This is a genomic window from Pseudonocardia petroleophila, from assembly GCF_014235185.1.
Taxonomy (GTDB): domain Bacteria; phylum Actinomycetota; class Actinomycetes; order Mycobacteriales; family Pseudonocardiaceae; genus Pseudonocardia; species Pseudonocardia petroleophila.
The window spans coordinates 278,935-299,117 of sequence record NZ_CP060131.1 but is presented as its reverse complement, the minus strand read 5'-3'; the positions used below and the strand labels follow the sequence as shown (position 1 = coordinate 299,117).

The following is a 20,183-nucleotide window of genomic DNA, read 5'->3' as shown; positions in this document are numbered from 1 at the left end:
CCGGCGGTAGTCCGTGCGGGTTCGTGATCGGCTCCTGTTGTGGTGGCCGCATCGTCGGCGGGTCGCGTCGAGTCCGGCTACCCGCGACCGCACTGCTCGTGACCGCTCCGGCGCACGTACGACACCGACGCGGGGCGGCGGAGGTCTCTCAGCCGGCGTCGGCGATGCGGCCGTGGAGCAGGGCCGGGTCCGGTTCGGGCAGTGGGGCGACGGGGAGATCGTCGTGCAGCGGTGACATGGTGGCGAACCAGGTCTCGGCGGGCACGGTGCCTCCGAAGAGGGTGCCGGAGGTGCACAGGTGCGGTGGGTCGCCCGCGCAGACCGGCCGGGGTGGGTCTGCGTTCGACCAGGTCAGTACGGCGGCGGCGAGCTGCGGGGTGGCGCCGACGAACCCGGCCGACCGGTTGTTCTGGGTGGTGCCGGTCTTGCCGATCATCGGGCGGTCCCAGCCCGCGGCGTCGGCGGCGTCGGCGGCGGTGCCCAGGGTGGTGTCGTCGGACAGCCCCACGGCGAGGGTGTCGGCGAGCGCCTCGGGCACGGCCTGTTCGCACGGGGTTCGCGGGAGTGGCACCGGTGCACCGGTCCTGTCGGTGGCCTCGACGATCGGCGTCGGCGGGCACCAGACGCCGCCGCTGACCAGCGTCGCCGCGACGTTCGCCAGCTCCAGCGGGATCGCGGGCACCGGGCCGAGGGTGAACGACGCCTGCTCCTGCGCCCGGACGGCTTCGCCGACGGTGCGCCCGCCGTCGGCGGCCAGTCCGAGGCTCTCGCGCATACCGAGCCGGTAGGCCATGTCCACCACGGGGTCGACGCTGCCCAGCTCGTCGAGCAGCGCGACGAAGGTGGTGTTCGGTGACAGGGCCAGTGCGCGCTGCAGGGTGATGTCGTCGGCTGCCCCGCCGTCGCCGGTGACGGTGTAGGGCTCCCCCCCGTCGGTGAACACCTCTGAGGTGTAGCGCTCGGGGGCGGGTACCTCGCTGCGGATACCGAGCCCGGCCTCCAGCGCGGCAGCCGCGGTGAAGATCTTGTAGATCGACCCGGCGCCGTAGGGGACGGCGGTGGTAGGTAGGGCGTAGGCCGTCTGCCCCCGGGCGGCGTCCGGGCCGAGGTCGAGGTTGGCGGCGAGCGCGAGCACGCGGTGGGCGTCGCGGCCCGGCGCGACGACGGCCACGGCGTTGGCGATCCCGTCGGTGGTCCCGGGCGGGACCTGCTGCTCGGCGGCGCGAACGGCGGCCTGCTGGGCGCGGGGGTCCAGCGTGGTGCGGATCGTGTAGCCGCCGGTGCGCAGCTCTTCCGCGTCCAGGCCCCGCCGCTCGAGGTGGTCCACCACGTAACGGCAGAAGAACCCGGTACCCGGGTCAGCGGCCACACACCCCCGCTCGACCTGGGCCAGTGGTTCGACGACACCGAGGCCGGTGGTGCGGGCCGCGTCCGCCTGGTGCGGGGTGATGGAGCCGACCTCGACCATCGCCGAGAGGACCAGGTCGCGGCGAGCGAGCGCGGCTGCTGGTTCGTCCACCGGGTCGAAATCGGACGGCGCCTTCACGACGGCCGCGAGCAGCGCGGCTTGGGGCAGCGTGAGCTCGGCGGGGGTGGTGGCGAAGTAGGTACGTGCCGCGGCGGCCACCCCGTAGGCGCCGTTGCCGAAGTAGACGGTGTCGAGGTAGCGGGCCAGGATCTCGTCCTTGGTGAGGCGGTCCTCCAGTGCGAGGGCCACGGTGACGTCGAGGAGTTTGCGGTCCAGCGTGTCGGCGACGGCCGCGTCCCGCTCGGCCGGGTCGTCGGCCAGGGCGTAGAGGCGGTGGTTCTTGACGTACTGCATGGTGATCGTCGAGGCACCCTGCCCGTCGAACGCCGCGCCGCTGGTGGCGAGGTTGCTCGCGACGGCACGGGCGACACCCCGCCAGTCGACGCCCCCGTGGGAGAAGAACCGCCGGTCCTCGATGGCGACCACTGCGGCCTTCATGGTGTCGGCGATGTCGTCCGGGTCGGTCGGGACGCGGAACTGGTCGTAGAGCCGCGCGATCGGCTCGCCGGTGCGGTCGGTGATCACCGTGGCCAGGGGCGTGTCGGCGGGGTCGGGCAGGCCGATCGGTGCGCCGATCCCGGACAGGGGTGACGTGGCGACCCGGGCGAGCGCGGCGGCCGGGATGACCAGCAGGGCCGCGAGCAGGGTGCCGGCGACGACGATGACGGTGACGACCGGTGTCGACGCGGCCGTCACCGTGCGGATCAGGTGTCTCGTCCGGACGGCCGGCGGCGGGCACAGCCGGTGCCGCCCCTCGGGCGAGGGTCGAACGGGCACCGGGGACCTCCTCCGACTCGACGGGTGTCGTCGCACGCAGTGTGCCAGGCGCAACGGTTGTTCTGTCGCAGCGACGAGTGAGGTCGACCGGCCGAACCGGAAGATGCGTCACAGCAACCGTTGCGAGTACCGTGAACACGACGAGCGGGGATCGCGACCTCACGGAGGACTTCATGGACCTGAGCCGGACACTCGGTGACTGGCCGCTGTTGCGCCAGCTGCGCGGCGCGGACCGGTCGGCCCGCGGCCCCGCCGCGCAGTCCCGTTACGCGCTGGAGCTGACCCCTCGCACCGCGTCCGCGGACCGCGTGGTGAAGAGCATCTGCCCGTTCTGCGCGGTGGGCTGCGGGCAGCAGGTCTACGTCACCGACGGCCGGGTCACCCAGATCGAGGGCGACCCGGACAGCCCGGTGTCGCGCGGGCGGCTGTGCCCGAAGGGCTCGGCGAGCAAGGAGCTCGTGACCCACCCCGGCCGGGAGCACAAGGTCAGGTACCGGCGCCCGCACGGCACTGAGTGGGAGGAGCTGGACCTCGGCACCGCCATGGACATGATCGCCGACCGGGTCATCGCGACCCGCCGCGAGACCTGGCAGTGGGAGCAGGACGGTGCCCGGACCCGGCGCACGATGGGCCTGGCCAGCCTGGGAGGAGCGACCCTCGACAACGAGGAGAATTACCTCATGAAGAAGCTCTACACGGCGCTGGGGGCCGTGCAGATCGAGAACCAGGCCCGTGTTTGACACAGCTCCACCGTCCCCGGTCTGGGGACCTCGTTCGGCCGCGGCGGCGCCACCACGTTCCAGCAGGACCTGCAGAACGCCGACTGCATCCTGATCCAGGGCTCCAACATGGCCGAGTGCCATCCGGTCGGGTTCCAGTGGGTGATGGAGGCCAAGGCGCGCGGCGCCACGATCGTCCACGTCGACCCCCGGTTCACCCGCACCAGCGCCGTGTCGGACCTGCACGTGCCGCTGCGCGCCGGCTCGGACATCGCCTTCCTCGGCGCGCTGATCAACCACGTGCTCACCGAGGAGAAGGACTTCCGCGAGTACGTGGTGGCCTACACCAACGCGGGCACGATCGTCGGGGAGGACTTCCGCGACACCGAGGACCTCGACGGGCTGTTCTCCGGCTTCGACCCGGACGGCCACACCTACGACCCGGCCAGCTGGCAGTACGACGGCGTTCAGGAGTCGGCGGCCGCCGGGCACCGCGACGCGCAGTACGCCAAGCGCACCGGCACCGCGCACGGCGACTCGCACGGCAGCGGCGGGCCCGGCCTGACCGGCAGCCCGACCGTGGACCCCACGCTCCAGCACCCGCGCTGCGTCTACCAGATCCTCAAGCGGCACTTCGCCCGCTACACCCCCGAGATGGTGCAGGAAATCTGCGGCGTCCCGCCGGAGCTGTTCGCGCAGGTCGCCGACGCGCTCACCCGCAACTCCGGGCGGGAGCGGACCTCGGCGTTCGTCTACGCGGTGGGCTGGACCCACCACAGCGTCGGCGCGCAGTACATCCGGGCCGCGGCGATCCTGCAGGGACTGCTGGGCAACATCGGGCGCCCCGGCGGCGGCATCATGGCGCTGCGCGGGCACGCCAGCATCCAGGGCTCCACCGACATCCCGACGCTGTTCAACATCCTGCCCGGCTACATCCCGATGCCGCACGCCCACCCGGGCCAGACGCTGGCCGACTTCGTGGCCGCCGACGCGGGCACGAAGGGCTACTGGGGCAACATGGAGGCCTACACCGTGAGCCTGCTCAAGGCCTGGTGGGGCGACGCGGCGACGGCGGACAACGACTTCTGCTTCGACTACCTGCCCCGCCTCACCGGCGACCACGGCACCTACAGCACCGTGATGCGCCAGATCGACGAGGGCGGCGGCGGGTACTTCGTGGTGGGGGAGAACCCGGCCGTCGGCTCCGCGAACGCGAAGATGCAGCGCCTGGGCATGGCGAACCTGGACTGGCTCGTCGTGCGCGACCTCGTCATGATCGAGAGCGCCACCTGGTGGAAGGACGGCCCGGAGATCGAGACCGGGGAGCTGCGCACGGAGGACATCGGCACCGAGGTGTTCTTCCTGCCCGCCGCGGCGCACACCGAGAAGCAGGGCAGCTTCACCAACACCCAGCGGATGCTGCAGTGGCACCACCAGGCCGTCGAGCCGGCCGGCGACGCTCGCAGCGAGCTGTGGTTCTACTACCACCTGGGCCGGATCATCCGCGAGAAGCTGGCCGGGTCCACGGACGAGCGCGACCGCCCGTTGCTGGACCTGACCTGGGACTACCCGACCGAAGGGCCGAGAGCCGAGCCGGACGCCGAGGCGGTGCTGGCCGAGATCAACGGCTGGGACGCCGACGGCGCGCCGCTGCCCGGCTACACCGGGCTGGCCGCCGACGGGTCCACCCGGTGCGGGTGCTGGATCTACGCCGGGGTCTACGCCGACGGGGTCAACCAGGCCGCGCGGCGCACGCCCGGCTCCGAGCAGAGCTGGGTGGCGCCGGAGTGGGGATGGGCGTGGCCGGCGAACCGGCGCATCCTCTACAACCGGGCCTCCGCCGACCCCGCCGGGAAGCCGTGGAGCGAGCGCAAGGCCTACGTGTGGTGGGACGAGGAGCAGGGGAGCTGGACCGGGCACGACGTCCCGGACTTCCAGGCCGACAAGCGCCCCGACTACCTGCCGCCCGAGGGGGCGACGGCGCAGGACGCGATCGCGGGCACCGAGCCGTTCATCATGCAGGGTGACGGGAAGGCGTGGCTCTACGCGCCCGCCGGGCTGACCGACGGCCCGCTGCCCGCGCACTACGAGCCGGAGGAGTCGCCGTTCGACAACCTGCTCTACCCGCACCAGTCCAACCCGGCCCGCCAGACCTACTCCCGCCGTGACAACCGCTACGCGCCGTCGGGCAGCCGCCCCGGCAGCGAGGTGTTCCCGTACGTCTTCACCACCTACCGGCTCACCGAGCATCACACCGCGGGCGGGATGAGCCGGTTCCTGCACCTGCTCTCCGAGCTGCAACCCGAGTTCTTCTGCGAGGTCGGCCCGGAGCTGGCGGCCGCGCGCGGGCTGGAGCACCTCGGCTGGGCCACCGTCGTGTCGGCGCGGTCGGCGATCGAGGCGCGGGTGCTGGTGACCGAGCGGATGACCCCGCTGCGGGTCGGCGGCCGGGAGATGCACCAGATCGGGCTGCCCTACCACTGGGGACCCAACGGCCTGAGCACCGGCGACGCGGCCAACGAGCTGCTGTCGATCGCGCTGGACCCGAACGTGCACATCCAGGAGACGAAGGCGGCCAGCTGCGACATCGTGCCCGGCCGCCGCCCCCGCGGCCCGGCACTGCTCACGTTCGTCGAGGGGTACCGGCGCCGCGCCGGCATCGACGAGTCCACCGGCACGGAGGTCTGACCATGAGCAACCACCAGGATCCGGCCACGGCGGTCGGCTACGTCGACCCGCCCGCGCGCAAGGGCTTCTTCACCGACACCAGCGTCTGCATCGGCTGCAAGGCCTGCGAGGTGGCGTGCAAGGAGTGGAACGCGGTGCCGGAGGACGGCATGACGCTCACGGGCCACTCCTACGACAACAGCGTCGGGCTCGGCGCCTCGACCTGGCGCCACGTCGCGTTCATCGAGCAACCCTCGGAGGGCAAGCCCCCCGAGTCCCCCCCGAACGACGACTCCGCGGGCGCCCCCGCCGTCGGTCTCGGCATGCCCGCGATGACCCGGCCAGGAGCGGACACCCCCGCCGAGGAGCGCACGCCGTTCCGGTGGCTGATGGAGTCCGACGTGTGCAAGCACTGCACCCACGCGGCCTGCCTGGACGTGTGCCCGACCGGGGCGCTGTTCCGCACCGAGTTCGGCACCGTGGTCGTGCAGGACGACATCTGCAACGGCTGCGGCTACTGCGTTCCCGCCTGCCCGTACGGCGTGATCGAGCGCCGCGAAGGCCCCGCCGGCGACGACGCGGTGGGCCTGGCCCAGAAGTGCACGCTGTGCTACGACCGGCTCAAGTGCGACCTGGAGCCGGCCTGCGCGAAGGCCTGCCCGACGCAGTCCATCCAGTTCGGCGACCTCGACGAGCTCCGCGAGCGGGCCGACGCGCGGGTGGCCGCGCTGCACGGGACCGGCGTCGCGGACGCCCGGCTCTACGGCCACGACCCCGACGACGGGGTGGGCGGCACGGGCGCGTTCTTCCTGCTGCTCGACGAGCCCGAGGTCTACGGGCTACCACCGGATCCCGTCGTGACCACCAGGGACCTGCCGCAGATGTGGCGCGGCGCCGCGCTGGCCGCGGCGACGCTGCTGGCCGGGGCCGTCGCCGCGTTCGCCGGGGGTGCGCGCCGATGACTGCCACCCAGCCGGGCACCCGGAAGAGCCGCCGTCGCGACCGGGCGATGGTGCCCGAGGCGACGTTCACCTCCTACTACGGGCGCCCGATCGTCAAGGCCTCGCCGTGGACGGCCGACATCCCGGCGTACCTGTTCCTCGGGGGCCTCGCCGGCGCGTCCTCGCTGCTGGCGGCCGGGGCCGACCTGGCCGGCAACACCGCCCTGCGCCGCCCGACCCGGGTCACCGCCCTCGTGGCCATCCTGGGCAGCCTCGCCGCGCTGGTGCACGACCTCGGCAGACCCGCCCGGTTCCACCACATGCTGCGCGTCGCGAAGGTGACCTCCCCGATGAGCGTCGGGACCTGGATCCTGACCGCCTACGGGCCGATGGCCGGGCTGGCCGCGGTCGCCGAGGCGGGACGGCTCCTACCGCGGGCCGTCGCGGACGGGCCGGTCGGGCGGGCCCTGCCCGGCGCGGGCCGGGCCGCGGGGGCGGTCGCGGCGCTGCTCGGTCCCGCGGTCGCCTCCTACACCGCGGTACTGCTGTCCGACACCGCCACGCCGGCATGGCACGACGGTCGCCGGGACCTGCCGTTCGTGTTCGTGGGCAGCGCCGCCGCCGCAGCGGGCGGCATGGCGATGCTGGCGACGCCGACGGCCCACGCGGGTGCGGCCCGGCGGATGGCCGTCGGCGGCGCCGTGCTCGATCTCGCGATGAGCGCCCGGATGGAGTCGGCGATGGGCCTCTCGGCGGAACCGATGCGGGAAGGGCGCGCGGGCACCTACCGCTCCGCGGCCCGTGTCCTCACCGCGGGCGGAGCGGCGCTGGCCGCCGTCGCAGGCCGCCGCAGTCGCGCGGGATCGGCGCTCGCGGGCGCCGCCCTGCTCGCCGGCTCCGCGTGCACCCGTTTCGGGATCTTCCACGCGGGCCAGCAGTCGGCGCGCGACCCCCGCTACACCGTGGTCGCCCAGCGCCGACGCCGGGAAGCCCGCGAGGAGTAGCGCGCAGGAGCGACCGGATCAGACGGACGGCGGCCCGCCCCGGTCGGCGCGCGCGACCGGGGCGTCGTGCAGCAGCGGCGACCGGGCCAGCGCCACGGTGCAGCCCGCGACCAGCGCGAACCCGGCGAGCGCCCCGATCAGCCACGCACCGGTCCGTACGTCCTCCCCGAAGATCCCAACCCCGAACCCGAACGCCACGACCGGGTTGGTGAGGGTGATCGCGGGCTGGGACACCACGAGCCGGCCGGCCTGCAGGGTGCGCTGCAGGGAGAAGAACACCAGCGGTCCCAGCACGACGAGTAGGTAGGTCTGCCAGGTCGTCAGCACCCCGGTGATCCCGCGGTCGGTGAGTGCGGAGGAGACCGCGGCGACCAGGGTCGCGGTGAGTCCGAACCCGAGCCCGGTGGCGATCCCGAGGTAGGCGGGGCGGCGGGCCGTGGTGCGGGGACTGTCCGGGCTGCGGTGCGCCCGCCACCCGAACAGCCCGGCGACGGCGAGAGTGATCGCGATCCCCACCGCCCAGGCCGCCGCGGATGCCGTGCCGGGGTCACCGCCGGACGGGTGCAGCGAGAACAGCAGCAGGGCCAGCCCCACGGTCATCCCCGCGATCGCCGTCCACTCCCGCGTGTGCAGCCTGCTGTGGAACACCGCGGCCGCGAACAGCAGGGCGAAGCCGAGCTCCAGGACCAGGATGGGCTGGACCAGGATGATCGGGCCGGTCGCCAGCGCGGCGGCGTGCAGCCCGAAGCCGACGACGATGGCGGCGACCCCGCCCAGCCATACCGGCTTGCACGCGAGGTCGAGCAGCAGGCCGGGCCCGGCCGCGCGGCGGCGGGACTCGGTGCTGGCGGCCTTGCGCTGCAGCACTGCGGCCACCGCACTGGCCGCCGCGGCCAGCACCGCCAGGACGACGCTCACCACGCGATGACGCTGTTCGTTCCGCCGGTCACCGTACAGGCTACCCATCCCGGCCCGGGCGCAACCGGATGGGTAAACGCAACGATTGTGACATGACAACAATTGGCGAAGCGCCGCCGGTGTGAGGCACTGTAGGGGTATGGCAGTCAACGAGGAGTTCGTCCGGCACGACCGATCGGCGCAGTTCCGGGAGTACGCCGAGCGTCGGGCCCGGGGCAGCGTGGAGACCCCGCCGCTGCAGCTCACCGCGCACGAGCGACGCATCCACGTCCGGCAGACGTTGCTGGAGGACCATCGGTCGCGGATCGAGAACCGGCCCGATGGGGCGCAGCTCAAGTTCGACACCCTGGCGGGTGACGCCTTCACCTTCTTCCGGGGCACGGCCCTGCTGTACTACCGCGACCACGCCGGCACCGACGGTCAGCTGCCGATCGTGTTCACCATCGGGGACGTCCATCCCGAGAACTTCGGGGTGATGGTGAACTCCGACGGGGCGCCGTTCTTCGGGGTGAACGACTTCGACGAGGCGTGGGCCGCCCCGTTCTCCTATGACGTGAAGCGTGGTGCGGTGGGTTTCTGGATCGCCGCCGCGGAGAACGGTGAGCGCAGGCGCGACCGGCGCCGCGTCGTGCGGTCGTTCGTGGACGGTTATCTCACGGCGCTGCGGGCCTACTCGATCGACGACCGGTCCAGCACGTTCCAGTTCCGGCACGACACGAGCCCGAAGATCATCCGAGATCTGCTGGAGCGGTCGATGACCGGCCGCAGCGCGTTTCTGGCCCGCTACGTCGACCCGGAGACCGGGCGGTTCCGGCCCAGCCGCAAGCGGGTGCCGCACTCCTCGCACGTGGCCGGGTTCCAGAAGGTCGTCGACCGCTATGTGAAAGACAACGACCTCGGTGGGGTGGCGCGGCCGAAGTCGTTCTTCCGGGTGCTCGACGTGGCCCGGAAGAAGGGCAGCGGCACGGGCAGTCTCGGGCTGGACCGGTACTGGGTGCTGCTGCAGGGCTGGGACGCCGAGCCGGGCAGTCGTGTGGTGCTGGAGTTCAAGAAGGCGCGGCGCTCGGCGCTGCACGGGCTGGTGCCGGTCAACGACGTGAGCACGGTGGAGGGTGACGAGGAGTCGGCCCGGCGGATCGTCACCGCGCACGAGGTGCACCTGGTCAACGGTGACCCGCTCTACGGGTTCGCCGAGATCGAGGGCCGGAGTTTCCTGGCCCGGGAGCGCAGCCCGTACAAGGACGGGATCTCGGTGGCCGATCTCGACCTGGACGGGATGGTCTCCTACGCCCACGTGTGCGGCCAGGCGCTCGCGCAGCCGCACGCCCGCTCCGATGCGGAGACCGGGATCATGCAGGGCAGCGCCGAGACGCGGATCCTGTCCTCGATCACCCCGGAGCTGTTCTGCTCCGATGTGGTGGAGTTCGCCGAGTTCGCCGCCCGCCGGGTCTACGCCGACCACCGGATGTTCTGCGAGGACCAGAGCCACGGCGCGTTCCGGTACTGGGATGCCGGCTGACGGGATCAGGGATCGGAACGGTGTTCGCGGCCGAAGGCGGCGGCCTGGGGCCAGGCAGGCCGCCGTCGGGACCGCGAGGAAGGCCCCGAGCACGCCGAGCAGTGCGGCGCCCGCGGTCACGGCGACGATGACGGTGAACGCGCTCAACCGGGTGGCCCGGCCCATCACCAGCGGCTGCACCAGGTTGCCGTCGACCTGCTGCACGATGATGACCGCGCGGTGGTGCGGTCATGACGCGATGATCTGGGGCGAGCTGGCCTTGAGGTGCGCGTTCGCCCACTTCATCTGGCGAACGGTCCGGGGGTGGCAGGACTGCGCGAGGGCGAGCAGTTCGCCCTGCCGCATGGCCTGGGCCGACTGGGCGAGGAGTTCCCAGTCCAGTGAGACGCCCGCGGCCTTGCGGTGCACCCGGCGCAGGTCGGCGAGCAGCAGCAGTCCGGACTCGGGTCGGTGGACGGTGGCGGTGCTGAGCCGTCGGGTGAGCGAGGACAGCGCAGGGACGGTCCAGCGGGGCGCGGGGTCGAGCTCCAGGCCGTGGTCGTGGCCGATCTCGGAGAGCAGGCGCACGTGGGTCTGCGACCAGGCGGCGATGTCGCGGCCGACGTGGAAGATCTCGTGGTCGACCTGGTGCCGGTCGGCCACGGCGAGCAGGTCGCGGGCGAGGCTGGTCTCGGAGCGGTGCAGTTCCCGCAGCACCAGGGGCAGCTTGCTCATCGCTGTCCTCCCTCGACGGGGGTGATGCTCGCGGCCGCCGTCTTGAACAGCGGTTGCTTGGAGACGGGGTCCCAGTCGGTGGCGGTCAGCTCGTTGGCCGCGCGGCCGGGGCCCCCGTCGGGCGCGGAGCCTCCGGGGGTGTCCCAGTAGCCGTAGTGGAACGGCACGAACAGCACGCCGTCGCGGATCCCGGTGATGCGGACGTGGGCGTGGAGGGTGCCGCGCGGCGTCGCCACCTCGGCGAGGTCGCCGTCGGTGAGCCCGAGGCGCCCGGCGTCGGCGGGGGAGCACTCGACCCAGACCCGCGGCGCCGCGGCCTGCAGCTCCGGGGCGCGGCCGGTCTTGGTGCGGGTGTGGAAGTGGTAGATCGTCCGCCCGGTGATCAGGACGAAGGGGTGCTCGGGGCCGGGCGGTTCGTGCGGCGGGAGGTACTCGGCCGCCTTGAGCACGGCCTTCGCGTCCGGGTTGAGGGCGCGGTACTCGGTCGGGGACAGCGGCGCGCCGGTGACCATGTCGCGTCCGTAGCTCTCGCAGTGGTCCGGCGCGCTCCAGAACCGGCCGTCGACGTAGAGGCGCTCGGTGCCGTCGGGATGCTCGGCGTTGCACGGCCACTGGATGCCGGATGGCGCCGCCCGCAGCCGCTCGTGGGACAGGCCCGTGTAGTCGCACGGGCGCCCCTCGGTGGAGGCGGCCCACGCGGCGAAGGCGGATTCCGCGTCGTGCCACGCCGGGAACGGCTGTCCGTCCCGGTCGCGGAAGTCCATCCGGCGGGCGTAGTCGAGGAAGATGTCGAGATCGGGCCGGGCCTGCCCGGGCGGCTCGACCGCCTTGTCCGAGAGGTGGACGGTGCGGTCGACGTTGGTGAAGCACCCGGTCTTCTCCCCCCACGTGGCGGCGGGCAGGACCACGTCGGCGAGCTGGGCGGTCTCGGACAGGAAGATGTCCTGCACCACCAGGAACAGCCGGTCCTGGGAGAAGATCGACCGGATCCGCGAGAGGTCGGGCAGGGACACGGCGGGGTTGGTGCCCGACACCCACAGCATCCCGATGCTGCCCTCCTCGCAGTACCGGATCATCTGCATCGCGTGCGTGGGCGGGGCCATGTGCGGGATCTGCATCGGGTCGATGTTCCAGTGCCGCGCGAGGTCGGCCACGTGCGCGTCGTTGGCCCAGTTCCGGAACCCGGACATGTCGCCGTCGGCGCCGCACTCGCGGGTGTTCTGCGCGGTCGGCTGTCCGTTCATCTGCAGGATCCCGCACCCGGGCCTGCCGAGCATGCCGCGCACCAGGTTCAGGTTGTTGACCTGCACGGCGGCGGCGGACGCCTGGTGGGACTGGTAGAAGCCCTGCAGGACGGTGGAGAGCAGCCGCTCCGCCTCCCCGAGCACGCGCGCGGCCGCGCGGATCTCGGCGGGATCGAGGCGACAGATCCCGCCCGCCCACTCCGGGGTGCAGCCCTCGACCTGCGCCCGCAGCTCGGCGTAGCCGACGGTGTGCGCGTCGAGGTAGTCGGGATCGACCCACTCGTTGGCGATGATCTCGTGCAGCAGCGCGTTCATCAGCGCGACGTTGGTGCCGGGCAGCGGCGCGAGGTGCACGCCGCCGCTGTCGCGGGCCGCCTTCGCCACCGGGGTGTCGCGGGGGTCGACGCAGACGATCCGGGGCGGTTGCGGGCCTGCGAGCCGGTCCAGGATGCGCATCCACAGCACCGTCTGGGTCTCGGCCATGTTGTGCCCGAACAGCGCGATGACGTCGGCGTGGTCGACGTCGGTGTAGGAGCCGGGTTGCCCGTCGCAGGCGAAGGTCTCCTTCAGCGCGGCGGCGGCGGTGGCCGTGCACAGCCGGGTGTTGCCGTCCATGTGGTTGGTGCCGATGGCGCCGTGCCCGATGGCGGCCAGCGTGTAGTACTCCTCGGCCATGAGCTGGCCGGTGGTGTAGAAGCCGATCGACGAGGGCCCGCGCTCGTCGAGGAGTTGCGTGGACCGCGTCACGACGCGGTCCATCGCGGTGTCCCAGTCGGTCTCCACCAGCCCGCCGTCGACGCGCACCAGCGGCCGGGTCAGCCGGTCCTGTGAACCGTTGGCCTGCCAGCCGTAGAGGTCCTTCGGGCCCAGCCGGCCGTGGTTCACCCGGTCTTCCACCCGGCCGCGGACGCCGACGATCCGGCCGTCCACCACGGCGATGTCCATCGCGTCGCCGTTGGAGTGCAGCATCGACGCCGTGCGCACCCAGCGCTGCACGTCGTCCGGGTCGACACCGCCGGCGAGATGGATGTCGACGCGGTCAGGCCACGGCTCACCCGGCCGGAAGGGGGTTCGGGCTCCCCAGGGCTTGGCGATGGCGTCGCGTTCGGTCATCAGTGCCTCCTCGTGCTCACCGAAACAGTGCCCATGATTGCGTCACGGCAAACGACCGCGGCGCGGTGGCGCTCGGGGCTGTGCCGCGCCCTGCATCACGAAGCGGCCGACGGCCTTGCCGCTGCCGGGGGCGGGTGGCCAGACCACCACGACACGTGGGGGAGGACCCGGCCGGCCGGATGACTTCAACGATTGCGCGTACCCGTCGGCCCGCGCGGTCGGGGTTGCGGGCGGGCCGAGCTGTGCCGCGCGTCAGGCCACCGTGAACGTGATGCTGTGCGGGCCGGTGGAGCCGTCGGGGCCCGGGTTGATCGGGCCGACGCGGTCCGCGGTCTGGGTGTGGCCGGACCGGTCCGTCGCGCGGACGGTCACGGTGTGCAGCCCCGGCTCGAGGGTGCGGCGGGCCCGCCACATGCGCCAGGTGTCCACGTTGACCTCAGCGCCCAGCTCGGTCTCCTCGAAGGCCCCTCGTCGATGCTGATCTCGACGCGCTCGATCCCGATCGTCTGCGCCCACGAGGTGCCGGCAAAGGTCACCTCCCCGGCGGGGACCTGCTCGAACGGGCCGGGCGCGTCGATGCGGGAGGAGGTCTTGATCGTGACGATGCCCTCGGGGTCGCCGTCCCAGCCGCGCTGCTCCCAGTAGGGGTCGACGTCGAACGTCGTGAGCTCCAGCTCGGTGACCCACTTGGTCGCGCTGACGTAGCCGTAGAGGCCGGGGATGACGGTGCGCATGGGGAACCCGTGCTCGGGCAGCAGCGGCTCGCCGTTCATGCCGATGGCGAGCATCGCGCGGTCCTCGGCCTGGAGCACCCGGCGCAGCGGGGTGCCGATGGTGAACCCGTCGACGGAGCGCCCGATCAGCTGGGTGGCCTCGGGCCGGACGCCGGCCTCGAGCAGGAGGTCGGTGAGCGGGACGCCGATGAACGCGGCGGTGGAGACGTAGGGGCCGCCGACGTAGTTGGACACGCAGGTCATCGTGATCGGGCGCTCGACGAGCCGGTGGGCGCGGACGTCGTCGTAGGTGAGCTCGATCTCGCGGTCGACCAGGCCGGTGATCCGCAGCCGGGCGTCCTCGGCGCGGAGCTGGGGCACGGTGAGGTTGACGTCGACGCGGTAGAACTCGGCGGCCGGGGTGAGGAAGGTGGGGGTGCCCAGCTCGGGGAAGGCGGCCCCGGCCGGGATCGGCGGGGAGGGTGCGGCGGGGACGAGCGGGCCGACGGCGGCGCGGGAGGCGGCGACGTCGACGCGGCGCGACAGCAGCTCGCCGCCGACCCCCATCACCGCGGCCCCGGCCGCGACCGCCCCGGATGCGACGATGAACTCGCGCCGCGGCACGCGTGGGCGCCGGTCCGGTGCCGGCTCGCGCCGCGTGGAGCGGGCGAACCCGTGCAGTCCCCGGAAGAGCCCGAGCCCGACGGCGAGGGAGGTGAGCGGGGCCAGGACGGCGGGTGCGGACGCGGCCTGTTCGGCTGCCGCGAGCAGGCCGAGAACACCGAGCAGCCCGACGATCACGAGGCCGGGTACGGGTGTGCGCCGCGACAGGAGCCCGGCGGCGACGGCAACGAGCGCGATGACGGCGGCCATCCCGACCAGCAGCGCGAGCTTGTCGTTCGTGCCGAACTGCTGCACGGCGAAGTTCTTCACCGGGGTCGGGGTGCGGTCGATCGCGGCGTTGCCGACGGCGAGGAACGGGGAGCCGGACGGGGTCAGCAGCAGCCCGGCGACGAGGTGGCCCGCGGCGAGGGCCGAGGCGACGGCGAGCAGCCCGACGGGTGCGGCATGGATCGGGCGCAGGCAGGGGACGGCATGGGCGGAGGCTCCGGTGTCGAGCGGAGGCTCCGGTGTCGATGGGTGCGCGGGCGGCCCGACGACGGGCCGCCCGCGCGGGGCACGTGATCAACTCAGGGGGCCGGGGGCATCAGCACCTTGTCGATCACGAAGACGGTGGCGTTCGCCGTCGGGATGTTGCCGCAGAGCACGGCGGCCTGCTCCTGCTCGTCGATCACGAGATCCGTGGCCTCACCGGAGACGACGAGCTGATCGCCCTGCACGGTGGTGACGGTGCCCGCCTCGGCGAGTCCCTCGGCGTCGTAGCGCTCCGGGACGACGTGGTAGGTGAGGATCTCGGTCAGCCGACCCTGGGGGTCGGCGAGCAGAGCGTCGAGGGTGCCGGCGGGCAGCGCCTCGAACGCCGCGTCGGCCGGGGCGAACACGGTGTAGGACGCCTCGGGGTCGTTGAGGGTGTCGACCAGCCCGGCCGCCTCGACGGCCTGGGCCAGCGTGCCGAGCAGCGGGTTGTTGCCCGCGGCGGTCGCCACCGGGTCGTCGACCATGCCCTCCGCGGACCCCTCGCCCTCGGCCGGGACCTGCGCGCACGCCGGTCCGTAGATGTCGGAGATCGCGGTGACACCCTGCTCGTCGGCACCGGTGGTCGGGGTGGCGCTCGGGCTGCTGCTCGGGACGGGGGTGGTCGGGTCGGCGGCGGGTTCCTCGCTGTTGCCGCACCCGCTGAGGGCGATGGTCAGCGCGGCGGTGGCGCCGACCGCGGCCAGGCGTGGAAGGTGCTTCACTTCGGCTCACTTTCGTCGAGCGGTTCGGACGGATCGGTTCAGGTACCGGCGGGTTTCACCTCCCGGATCGCGAACTCGGCCTCGTCGGCGATCTCGGTCACGGCCAGCACGTCGTAGTGCTCGGCCCGGACCGAGGAGACCGAGGAGAAGTCCCGGCGTCCGCCGGTGGCCAGGTGGGCGAGCAGGCCGAGACCAGCCCGACGACGCCACCGAGGACGAGCCCGAACAGGGCCATCACCAGCGCCGACACCAGTGGCTGGGCGATGTTGAAGATGCCGAGCAGCCAGCCGATGAGTGCGCCGGTGAGGGCGCCGCTGGTGAACCCGGAGCCGGCTGCCCGGGCGAAGCCGCGCCGTCCGGTGATCTGCTCGTAGGACTGCAGGTTGGCGCCGACGATCGCGAGGCCACCGACCGGGAAGTGCTGGTCGGCCAGCGCATCCACGGCCCGCTGGGCGTCGGCGTAGTCGCGGTAGGTGGCGACGACCTTGCTGGGGTTCTGCACGAGATGCTCCTGAGATCGGTGTGGTTCATCGGCGGTGCGGCGGTCGGCGTCGGCGGCGCCACACCCCGGCCGCCATGGCGACGGCCAGCGCGAGCGCAGCGGCCGCGGTGAGTGTCGAGAAGGCCGGGTTCGGCGCCCGGTGCAGCGAGGTCACGAACATCCCGGCCAGCGCGACCAGGGAGACCGCACCCGCGGCCCACTTCGCCCGGACCAGTCCGCGGCCGGGGGTCTGCAGCCGCTCGGGATCGCGGGCGTTCGAAGCGCTCATGACTCCTTGGTACCCGGCATGGCAGAGCTTTCGGTTACAAGAACGCAACGCTTGCCTAAGAGCACAATTAGCCCGCGGACTGCTCGCGTCCCGGCCGGCTCACCGATGTGCGTGCGGTGCGCGACACGTGTAGGCCCCGCGCGGCAACGGTTGTGGTCCGGCAAGAGTGATACACAGGGGTCGTCGATTGAGGAGGTGCCCGATGCCCGGGCGGATCGTGGACCACGGCGTGATCGGTGACCTGCGCCTGACGGCGCCGGTCGGCGGCAACGGCGCGACGGCCCGAGAGGGCGTCGTCGCCCTCGGTCCGGCGGCGTCCCGGTGAGGGTGCTGATCTGGTCGCGCAACACGTTCTGGCTCGTCCCGGCCGTGTGCGTGCTGGTGGCGTTGACGCTCGCGTTGCTGCTGCCCGAGGTCGAGGGCCTCGTCCCCGAGTCGTCGGTCTTCCCCGGCGGGCCGGAGAGCGCGCGGAGCTTCCTGTCCTCGATCACCTCGGCGATGATCTCGATCACCGGCCTGGTGTTCTCGATCACGATCGTGGCGCTGCAGCTCGCAGCCGGCCAGTTCACCTCGCGGGTGATGCGCGACTTCCTGCGCGACCGGCTGATCCAGTGGACGCTCGGGATCTTCGTCGCGACGTTCACCTACGCGATGGTGCTGCAGCGCGCGGTGCGCGGGACGTCGGAGTCGGGTGCCGTGGTGCCTGCTCTCGGCATCACGGTGGCGTTCCTGCTGGTGCTCACCAGCGTCGCCTTCTTCATCGCCTACATCCACCACATCGCCAACTCGATCCGCATCGCCGAGATCGTCGAGCGGATCGCGGGAGCGACCCGGGCCGCACTCGACGCGTCCTTCCCGACCGAAGGGCCGGAGCCGACGACGGCCGGTCCCGCGGGGGCGCCGGACCGGATCGTCCGCGCGGCACGGCACGGGGTGATCGTCGCGGTCGACCGCCGCGCACTGGTCGACCGGGCCACCCGCTGCGATGCGGTGTCCACGATGCTCGCGGCGGTCGGCGACTTCCTGCCCGAGGGAGCGCCGTTGATCGCCGTGCACGGGCACTGCTCCCACGACCTGGGCCGGTACGTGAGTTTCGACACCGAGCGCACCCACGAGCAGGATGTGACGTTGAGGTTCCGGCAGCTCGTCGACATCGCCGAACGGGCACTGTCGCCCTCGCTCAACGACCCGACCACAGCGGCCCAGGCGATCGACCACCTGCACGACCTGCTGCGCCGGATCGCCACCCGTCCCACGCCGTCGGGGCGGTTCGCCGACGCCGAGGGGACGCTGCGCCTGATCACCGAGACACCGACGTTCCCCGGGCTGCTGCACCTGGCGCTCGAGGAGATCGTGCACTACGGCGGCGAGGACCCCCAGACCCGCAGGCGACTCGACTCGATGCTGGTCGACCTCCGCGACGCCGCGCTGCCCTGCCACCGCGCCGCGGTCGAGCGCGGCGCGCGCATGCTGCCCGCGTGAACAGTCCGGTCGTCGCCGCGATCTCAGCGGAGTTCCGGCTCGTCCGCGGGCAGCCGGCTGATGTTCGCCGCCGCCCGATCGGCCGGGAGCCGGACGGCCATCGCGTAGGCGTAGACCGCCGCGCTGAGCGCGGCCACCGCGACGGGCCCCCAGATCAGGTCGAGCGGGCCGTCCCCGCCGTTCAGCAGCAGACCGGGATCGGCGGGTGCGTCGGAGTCGACGTCGCCGAGGTAGCTGATCACGGCGAGGCCGCCGACCCAGAGCGGGAACCACGATGCGGCGCGCAGCTCCAGCGGCGGCATCGCGGCCCGGTTGCAGATCGAGTAGGCGGCGAACACGGCGTAGCCGATGAGCAGGGCGATGAGCATCTTCTCGTTGATCGCCCAGCCGGCCCAGAACACCAGCAGGCCCGAGGCGAGGAACGCGAGGTAGGGCAGTAGGTCGCCGCCTGGGACGCGGAAGGGGCGGTCCTGGTCGGGCAGCTGGCGGCCCAGCGCCCCGACGACCAGCGGCCCGGCGCCGAACGAGATCGCGAAGGCCGAGGTGATGAACCCGATGAACTGCTGCCACCCGGGGAAGGGCAGGAAGAACAGGCAGCCGACGACGAACATCAGCAGGATCGACACCCGCGGTATGCCGCGGGAGGTGAGCCTCGTCAGGGCCTGCGGGGCGTTGCCGTTGCGAGCTCCCGCGTAGGCCGGCCGGGTGGTGCCCCCGGCATAGATCAGGCCGGTGTCGGCGGGGGGAGACCACGGCGCCGACGCGCAGCAGCACGGCCAGCCGCACCGCACCCAGCACCAGCGACAGTCCGGCCAGCGGTCCGGCGATCTCGCCGTCGCCGAGGCTGAGAGAGTGGCCCAGCCGCCGGCGAGTGCGTCGGCGGGCAGTGCGGTGAGGAACGCGACCTGCAGCAGGATGTAGATCACCACGGTGATCGCGATGGAGTCGACGATCGCGAACGGGACGTTGCGCTGCGGGTTGTCGGTATATCGCAACCGTTGCGTATAGGCATATGCTGCGGGGGTGGGTGTCGCTCCGGGCGGCGGGGGTGCACACTGAGCGCGTGAGCACGCGCGAGGAGCAAGAGGTCACCGGCCGCGTCGACGACCTCGAGGTCGAGGTCGTGATGGCCGCCACCCGCGTACTGGTGGCGGTGAGTGCGCAGTCGGTCGCGGCGGTCGACGAGCTGGTCACATTGCCACAGCTGCGCGTGCTGGTCATGGTCGGCAGCCGCGGCGGGTTGAACCTGGGTGCGGTCGCGGCGGGTCTCGGCGTGCATCCGTCCAACGCGACCAGGGCGGTCGAGAGGCTGGTCGTCGCCGGATTCCTGGACCGCCGGGACGACCCGACCGACCGCCGCAACCTCGTGCTCGAGCTCTCCGCCGACGGCCGCGCCCTGGTCGACCGGGTGATGGGCGAGCGCCGTACCGCGATCGCCGAGATCCTCGGGCGGATGCCGCCGAGCCGGCGCCGCGCGCTGATACCGGTACTGCGCGCCTTCGCGGCGGCGGCCGGTGAGGTCCCCGACGGCGCGGTGTGGTCGCTGGGCTGGACCACCGCCGACTGACGGGCCCGGTCGGGGCCCACCCCGCGCGGCCCCCGGTCCCCAGGGGACGTCTCAGCGGCGGGCGAGATACAGGTCGCGCAGCACGTCGGTCTCCATCCGCATCTCGTCGACCCGGTGCCGCACGACGTCGCCGATGCTGATCAGGCCGCACAGCACCCCGTCGTCGGTGACCGGCATGTGGCGGTGCCGGGACCGCGTCATCTCGGCCATCACCTGCGTGAGGGTGTCCTCGTCCGTGCAGGTCGGCACGTGTCGGGACATGAACTCGGCCACCGCGCGATCGGTCATGGCGGGGCCCGCCCGGTGCAGGCCACGGAGGATGTCGCGTTCGGTGAGGATGCCGTCGACGCGTCCGTGGCCGTCGTCGGAGACGACGAGGGCGCCGATCGCCGGCGGCCCGACCAGCCGCTGGATCGCCGCGGACACCGGGGTCCACGACTGCACCGTCTCCACGACACGGCCCTTGCTCCTCAGGACGTCGGCGACCTTCATCGGACTACCTCCTTGTGACGACACCCCACTTATGTGTGCGTAACGATAGTCGTTGCGCATACGCACTTACAGCACTCATGCACATACTGTGACCTGCGCCATAGGGGGCTTCGAACTTCGGGGAACCGCTTGCGCCGAAGCAGGTACTTAGGCAAC

At 72.5% G+C, this 20,183-nt stretch carries 16 protein-coding genes and 2 pseudogenes; 7 read left to right on the top strand and 11 right to left on the bottom strand.

Translation table 11 applies throughout. From position 1 onward, the window contains the following. Window positions 1-148: 148 nt before the first annotated feature. Window positions 149-2,305: a transglycosylase domain-containing protein gene (locus tag H6H00_RS01445; RefSeq protein ID WP_255425522.1), complete on the bottom strand. Its 2,157-nt coding sequence runs from the start codon at window positions 2,303-2,305 to the stop codon at window positions 149-151. A gap of 173 nt (window positions 2,306-2,478) precedes the next feature. On the opposite strand from H6H00_RS01445, the gene fdh reads away from it, so the two are divergent. The 3 genes from fdh to nrfD are packed head-to-tail and all read left to right on the top strand — an operon-like array spanning window position 2,479 to window position 7,636. Then, the gene (gene fdh / locus H6H00_RS01440) at window positions 2,479-5,712 is read left to right on the top strand and encodes a formate dehydrogenase (RefSeq protein ID WP_185722082.1); all 3,234 of its coding nucleotides are present in this window, start codon (window positions 2,479-2,481) and stop codon (window positions 5,710-5,712) included. Window positions 5,713-5,714: 2 nt separating this feature from the next. Next, a complete protein-coding gene (locus H6H00_RS01435) occupies window positions 5,715-6,653 on the top strand; it encodes a 4Fe-4S dicluster domain-containing protein (RefSeq protein ID WP_185719586.1) in 939 nt (312 codons plus the stop codon). Beyond that, entirely contained in the window at window positions 6,650-7,636 is a 987-nt protein-coding gene (nrfD, locus tag H6H00_RS01430) for an NrfD/PsrC family molybdoenzyme membrane anchor subunit (RefSeq protein ID WP_185719585.1), read from the top strand. The genes H6H00_RS01435 and nrfD overlap by 4 nt, the downstream gene beginning before the upstream one ends. Before the next feature lie 18 nt (window positions 7,637-7,654). Here the strand turns inward: nrfD and H6H00_RS01425 are convergent, their stop codons facing one another. After that, window positions 7,655-8,557, bottom strand: a complete 903-nt coding sequence (locus H6H00_RS01425) for a DMT family transporter (protein WP_255425521.1) — start codon at window positions 8,555-8,557, stop codon at window positions 7,655-7,657. 136 nt (window positions 8,558-8,693) lie between these two features. Here H6H00_RS01425 and H6H00_RS01420 point away from each other — a divergent pair, with 136 nt between their 5' ends. Then, window positions 8,694-10,073, top strand: a complete 1,380-nt coding sequence (locus H6H00_RS01420) for a DUF2252 family protein (protein WP_185719583.1) — start codon at window positions 8,694-8,696, stop codon at window positions 10,071-10,073. Between the two features lie 66 nt (window positions 10,074-10,139). Here H6H00_RS01420 and H6H00_RS32740 read toward each other — a convergent pair. From H6H00_RS32740 to H6H00_RS01385, 7 genes and pseudogenes are all read right to left on the bottom strand, one after another. Further along, window positions 10,140-10,277 (bottom strand): annotated as a pseudogene (locus H6H00_RS32740) (AI-2E family transporter); the annotation flags it as partial. Window positions 10,278-10,301: 24 nt separating this feature from the next. Continuing rightward, window positions 10,302-10,787 carry a hypothetical protein gene (locus H6H00_RS01410; protein ID WP_185719582.1) on the bottom strand — a complete coding sequence of 162 codons (486 nt, stop codon included), beginning with the start codon at window positions 10,785-10,787 and terminating at the stop codon, window positions 10,302-10,304. Next, the gene (locus tag H6H00_RS01405) at window positions 10,784-13,144 is read right to left on the bottom strand and encodes a molybdopterin oxidoreductase family protein (RefSeq protein WP_185719581.1); all 2,361 of its coding nucleotides are present in this window, start codon (window positions 13,142-13,144) and stop codon (window positions 10,784-10,786) included. Before H6H00_RS01405 ends, H6H00_RS01410 begins: the two co-directional genes overlap by 4 nt. A gap of 252 nt (window positions 13,145-13,396) precedes the next feature. Then, window positions 13,397-14,910: pseudogene (locus H6H00_RS01400) on the bottom strand (molybdopterin-dependent oxidoreductase). Window positions 14,911-15,047: 137 nt separating this feature from the next. After that, window positions 15,048-15,716, bottom strand: coding sequence for a fasciclin domain-containing protein (locus H6H00_RS01395; protein ID WP_185719580.1), 669 nt, complete (start codon window positions 15,714-15,716; stop codon window positions 15,048-15,050). Window positions 15,717-15,813: 97 nt separating this feature from the next. After that, the gene (locus H6H00_RS01390) at window positions 15,814-16,218 is read right to left on the bottom strand and encodes a YflT domain-containing protein (RefSeq protein WP_221775758.1); all 405 of its coding nucleotides are present in this window, start codon (window positions 16,216-16,218) and stop codon (window positions 15,814-15,816) included. A 25-nt stretch (window positions 16,219-16,243) separates the two neighbouring features. Then, window positions 16,244-16,486, bottom strand: coding sequence for a hypothetical protein (locus H6H00_RS01385; RefSeq protein WP_185719579.1), 243 nt, complete (start codon window positions 16,484-16,486; stop codon window positions 16,244-16,246). Window positions 16,487-16,688: 202 nt separating this feature from the next. Here H6H00_RS01385 and H6H00_RS32085 point away from each other — a divergent pair, with 202 nt between their 5' ends. Then, window positions 16,689-16,811 (top strand): hypothetical protein, encoded by a 123-nt coding sequence (locus tag H6H00_RS32085; protein ID WP_255425520.1) that lies wholly within the window; start codon window positions 16,689-16,691, stop codon window positions 16,809-16,811. Continuing rightward, complete coding sequence (locus H6H00_RS01380) at window positions 16,808-17,968, top strand: DUF2254 domain-containing protein (protein ID WP_185719578.1); 1,161 nt, start codon at window positions 16,808-16,810, stop codon at window positions 17,966-17,968. The genes H6H00_RS32085 and H6H00_RS01380 overlap by 4 nt, the downstream gene beginning before the upstream one ends. 23 nt (window positions 17,969-17,991) lie before the next feature. Here the strand turns inward: H6H00_RS01380 and H6H00_RS01375 are convergent, their stop codons facing one another. Next, window positions 17,992-18,963, bottom strand: a complete 972-nt coding sequence (locus H6H00_RS01375; protein WP_185719577.1) for an APC family permease — start codon at window positions 18,961-18,963, stop codon at window positions 17,992-17,994. Window positions 18,964-19,031: 68 nt separating this feature from the next. Between H6H00_RS01375 and H6H00_RS01370 the strand changes: the two genes are divergently transcribed. Further along, window positions 19,032-19,535, top strand: coding sequence for a MarR family winged helix-turn-helix transcriptional regulator (locus H6H00_RS01370; protein ID WP_255425519.1), 504 nt, complete (start codon window positions 19,032-19,034; stop codon window positions 19,533-19,535). Between the two features lie 51 nt (window positions 19,536-19,586). Here the strand turns inward: H6H00_RS01370 and H6H00_RS01365 are convergent, their stop codons facing one another. Beyond that, on the bottom strand, window positions 19,587-20,027 hold the full coding sequence (locus H6H00_RS01365; protein WP_185719575.1) for a CBS domain-containing protein: 441 nt from the start codon (window positions 20,025-20,027) through the stop codon (window positions 19,587-19,589). Window positions 20,028-20,183: the final 156 nt, after the last annotated feature.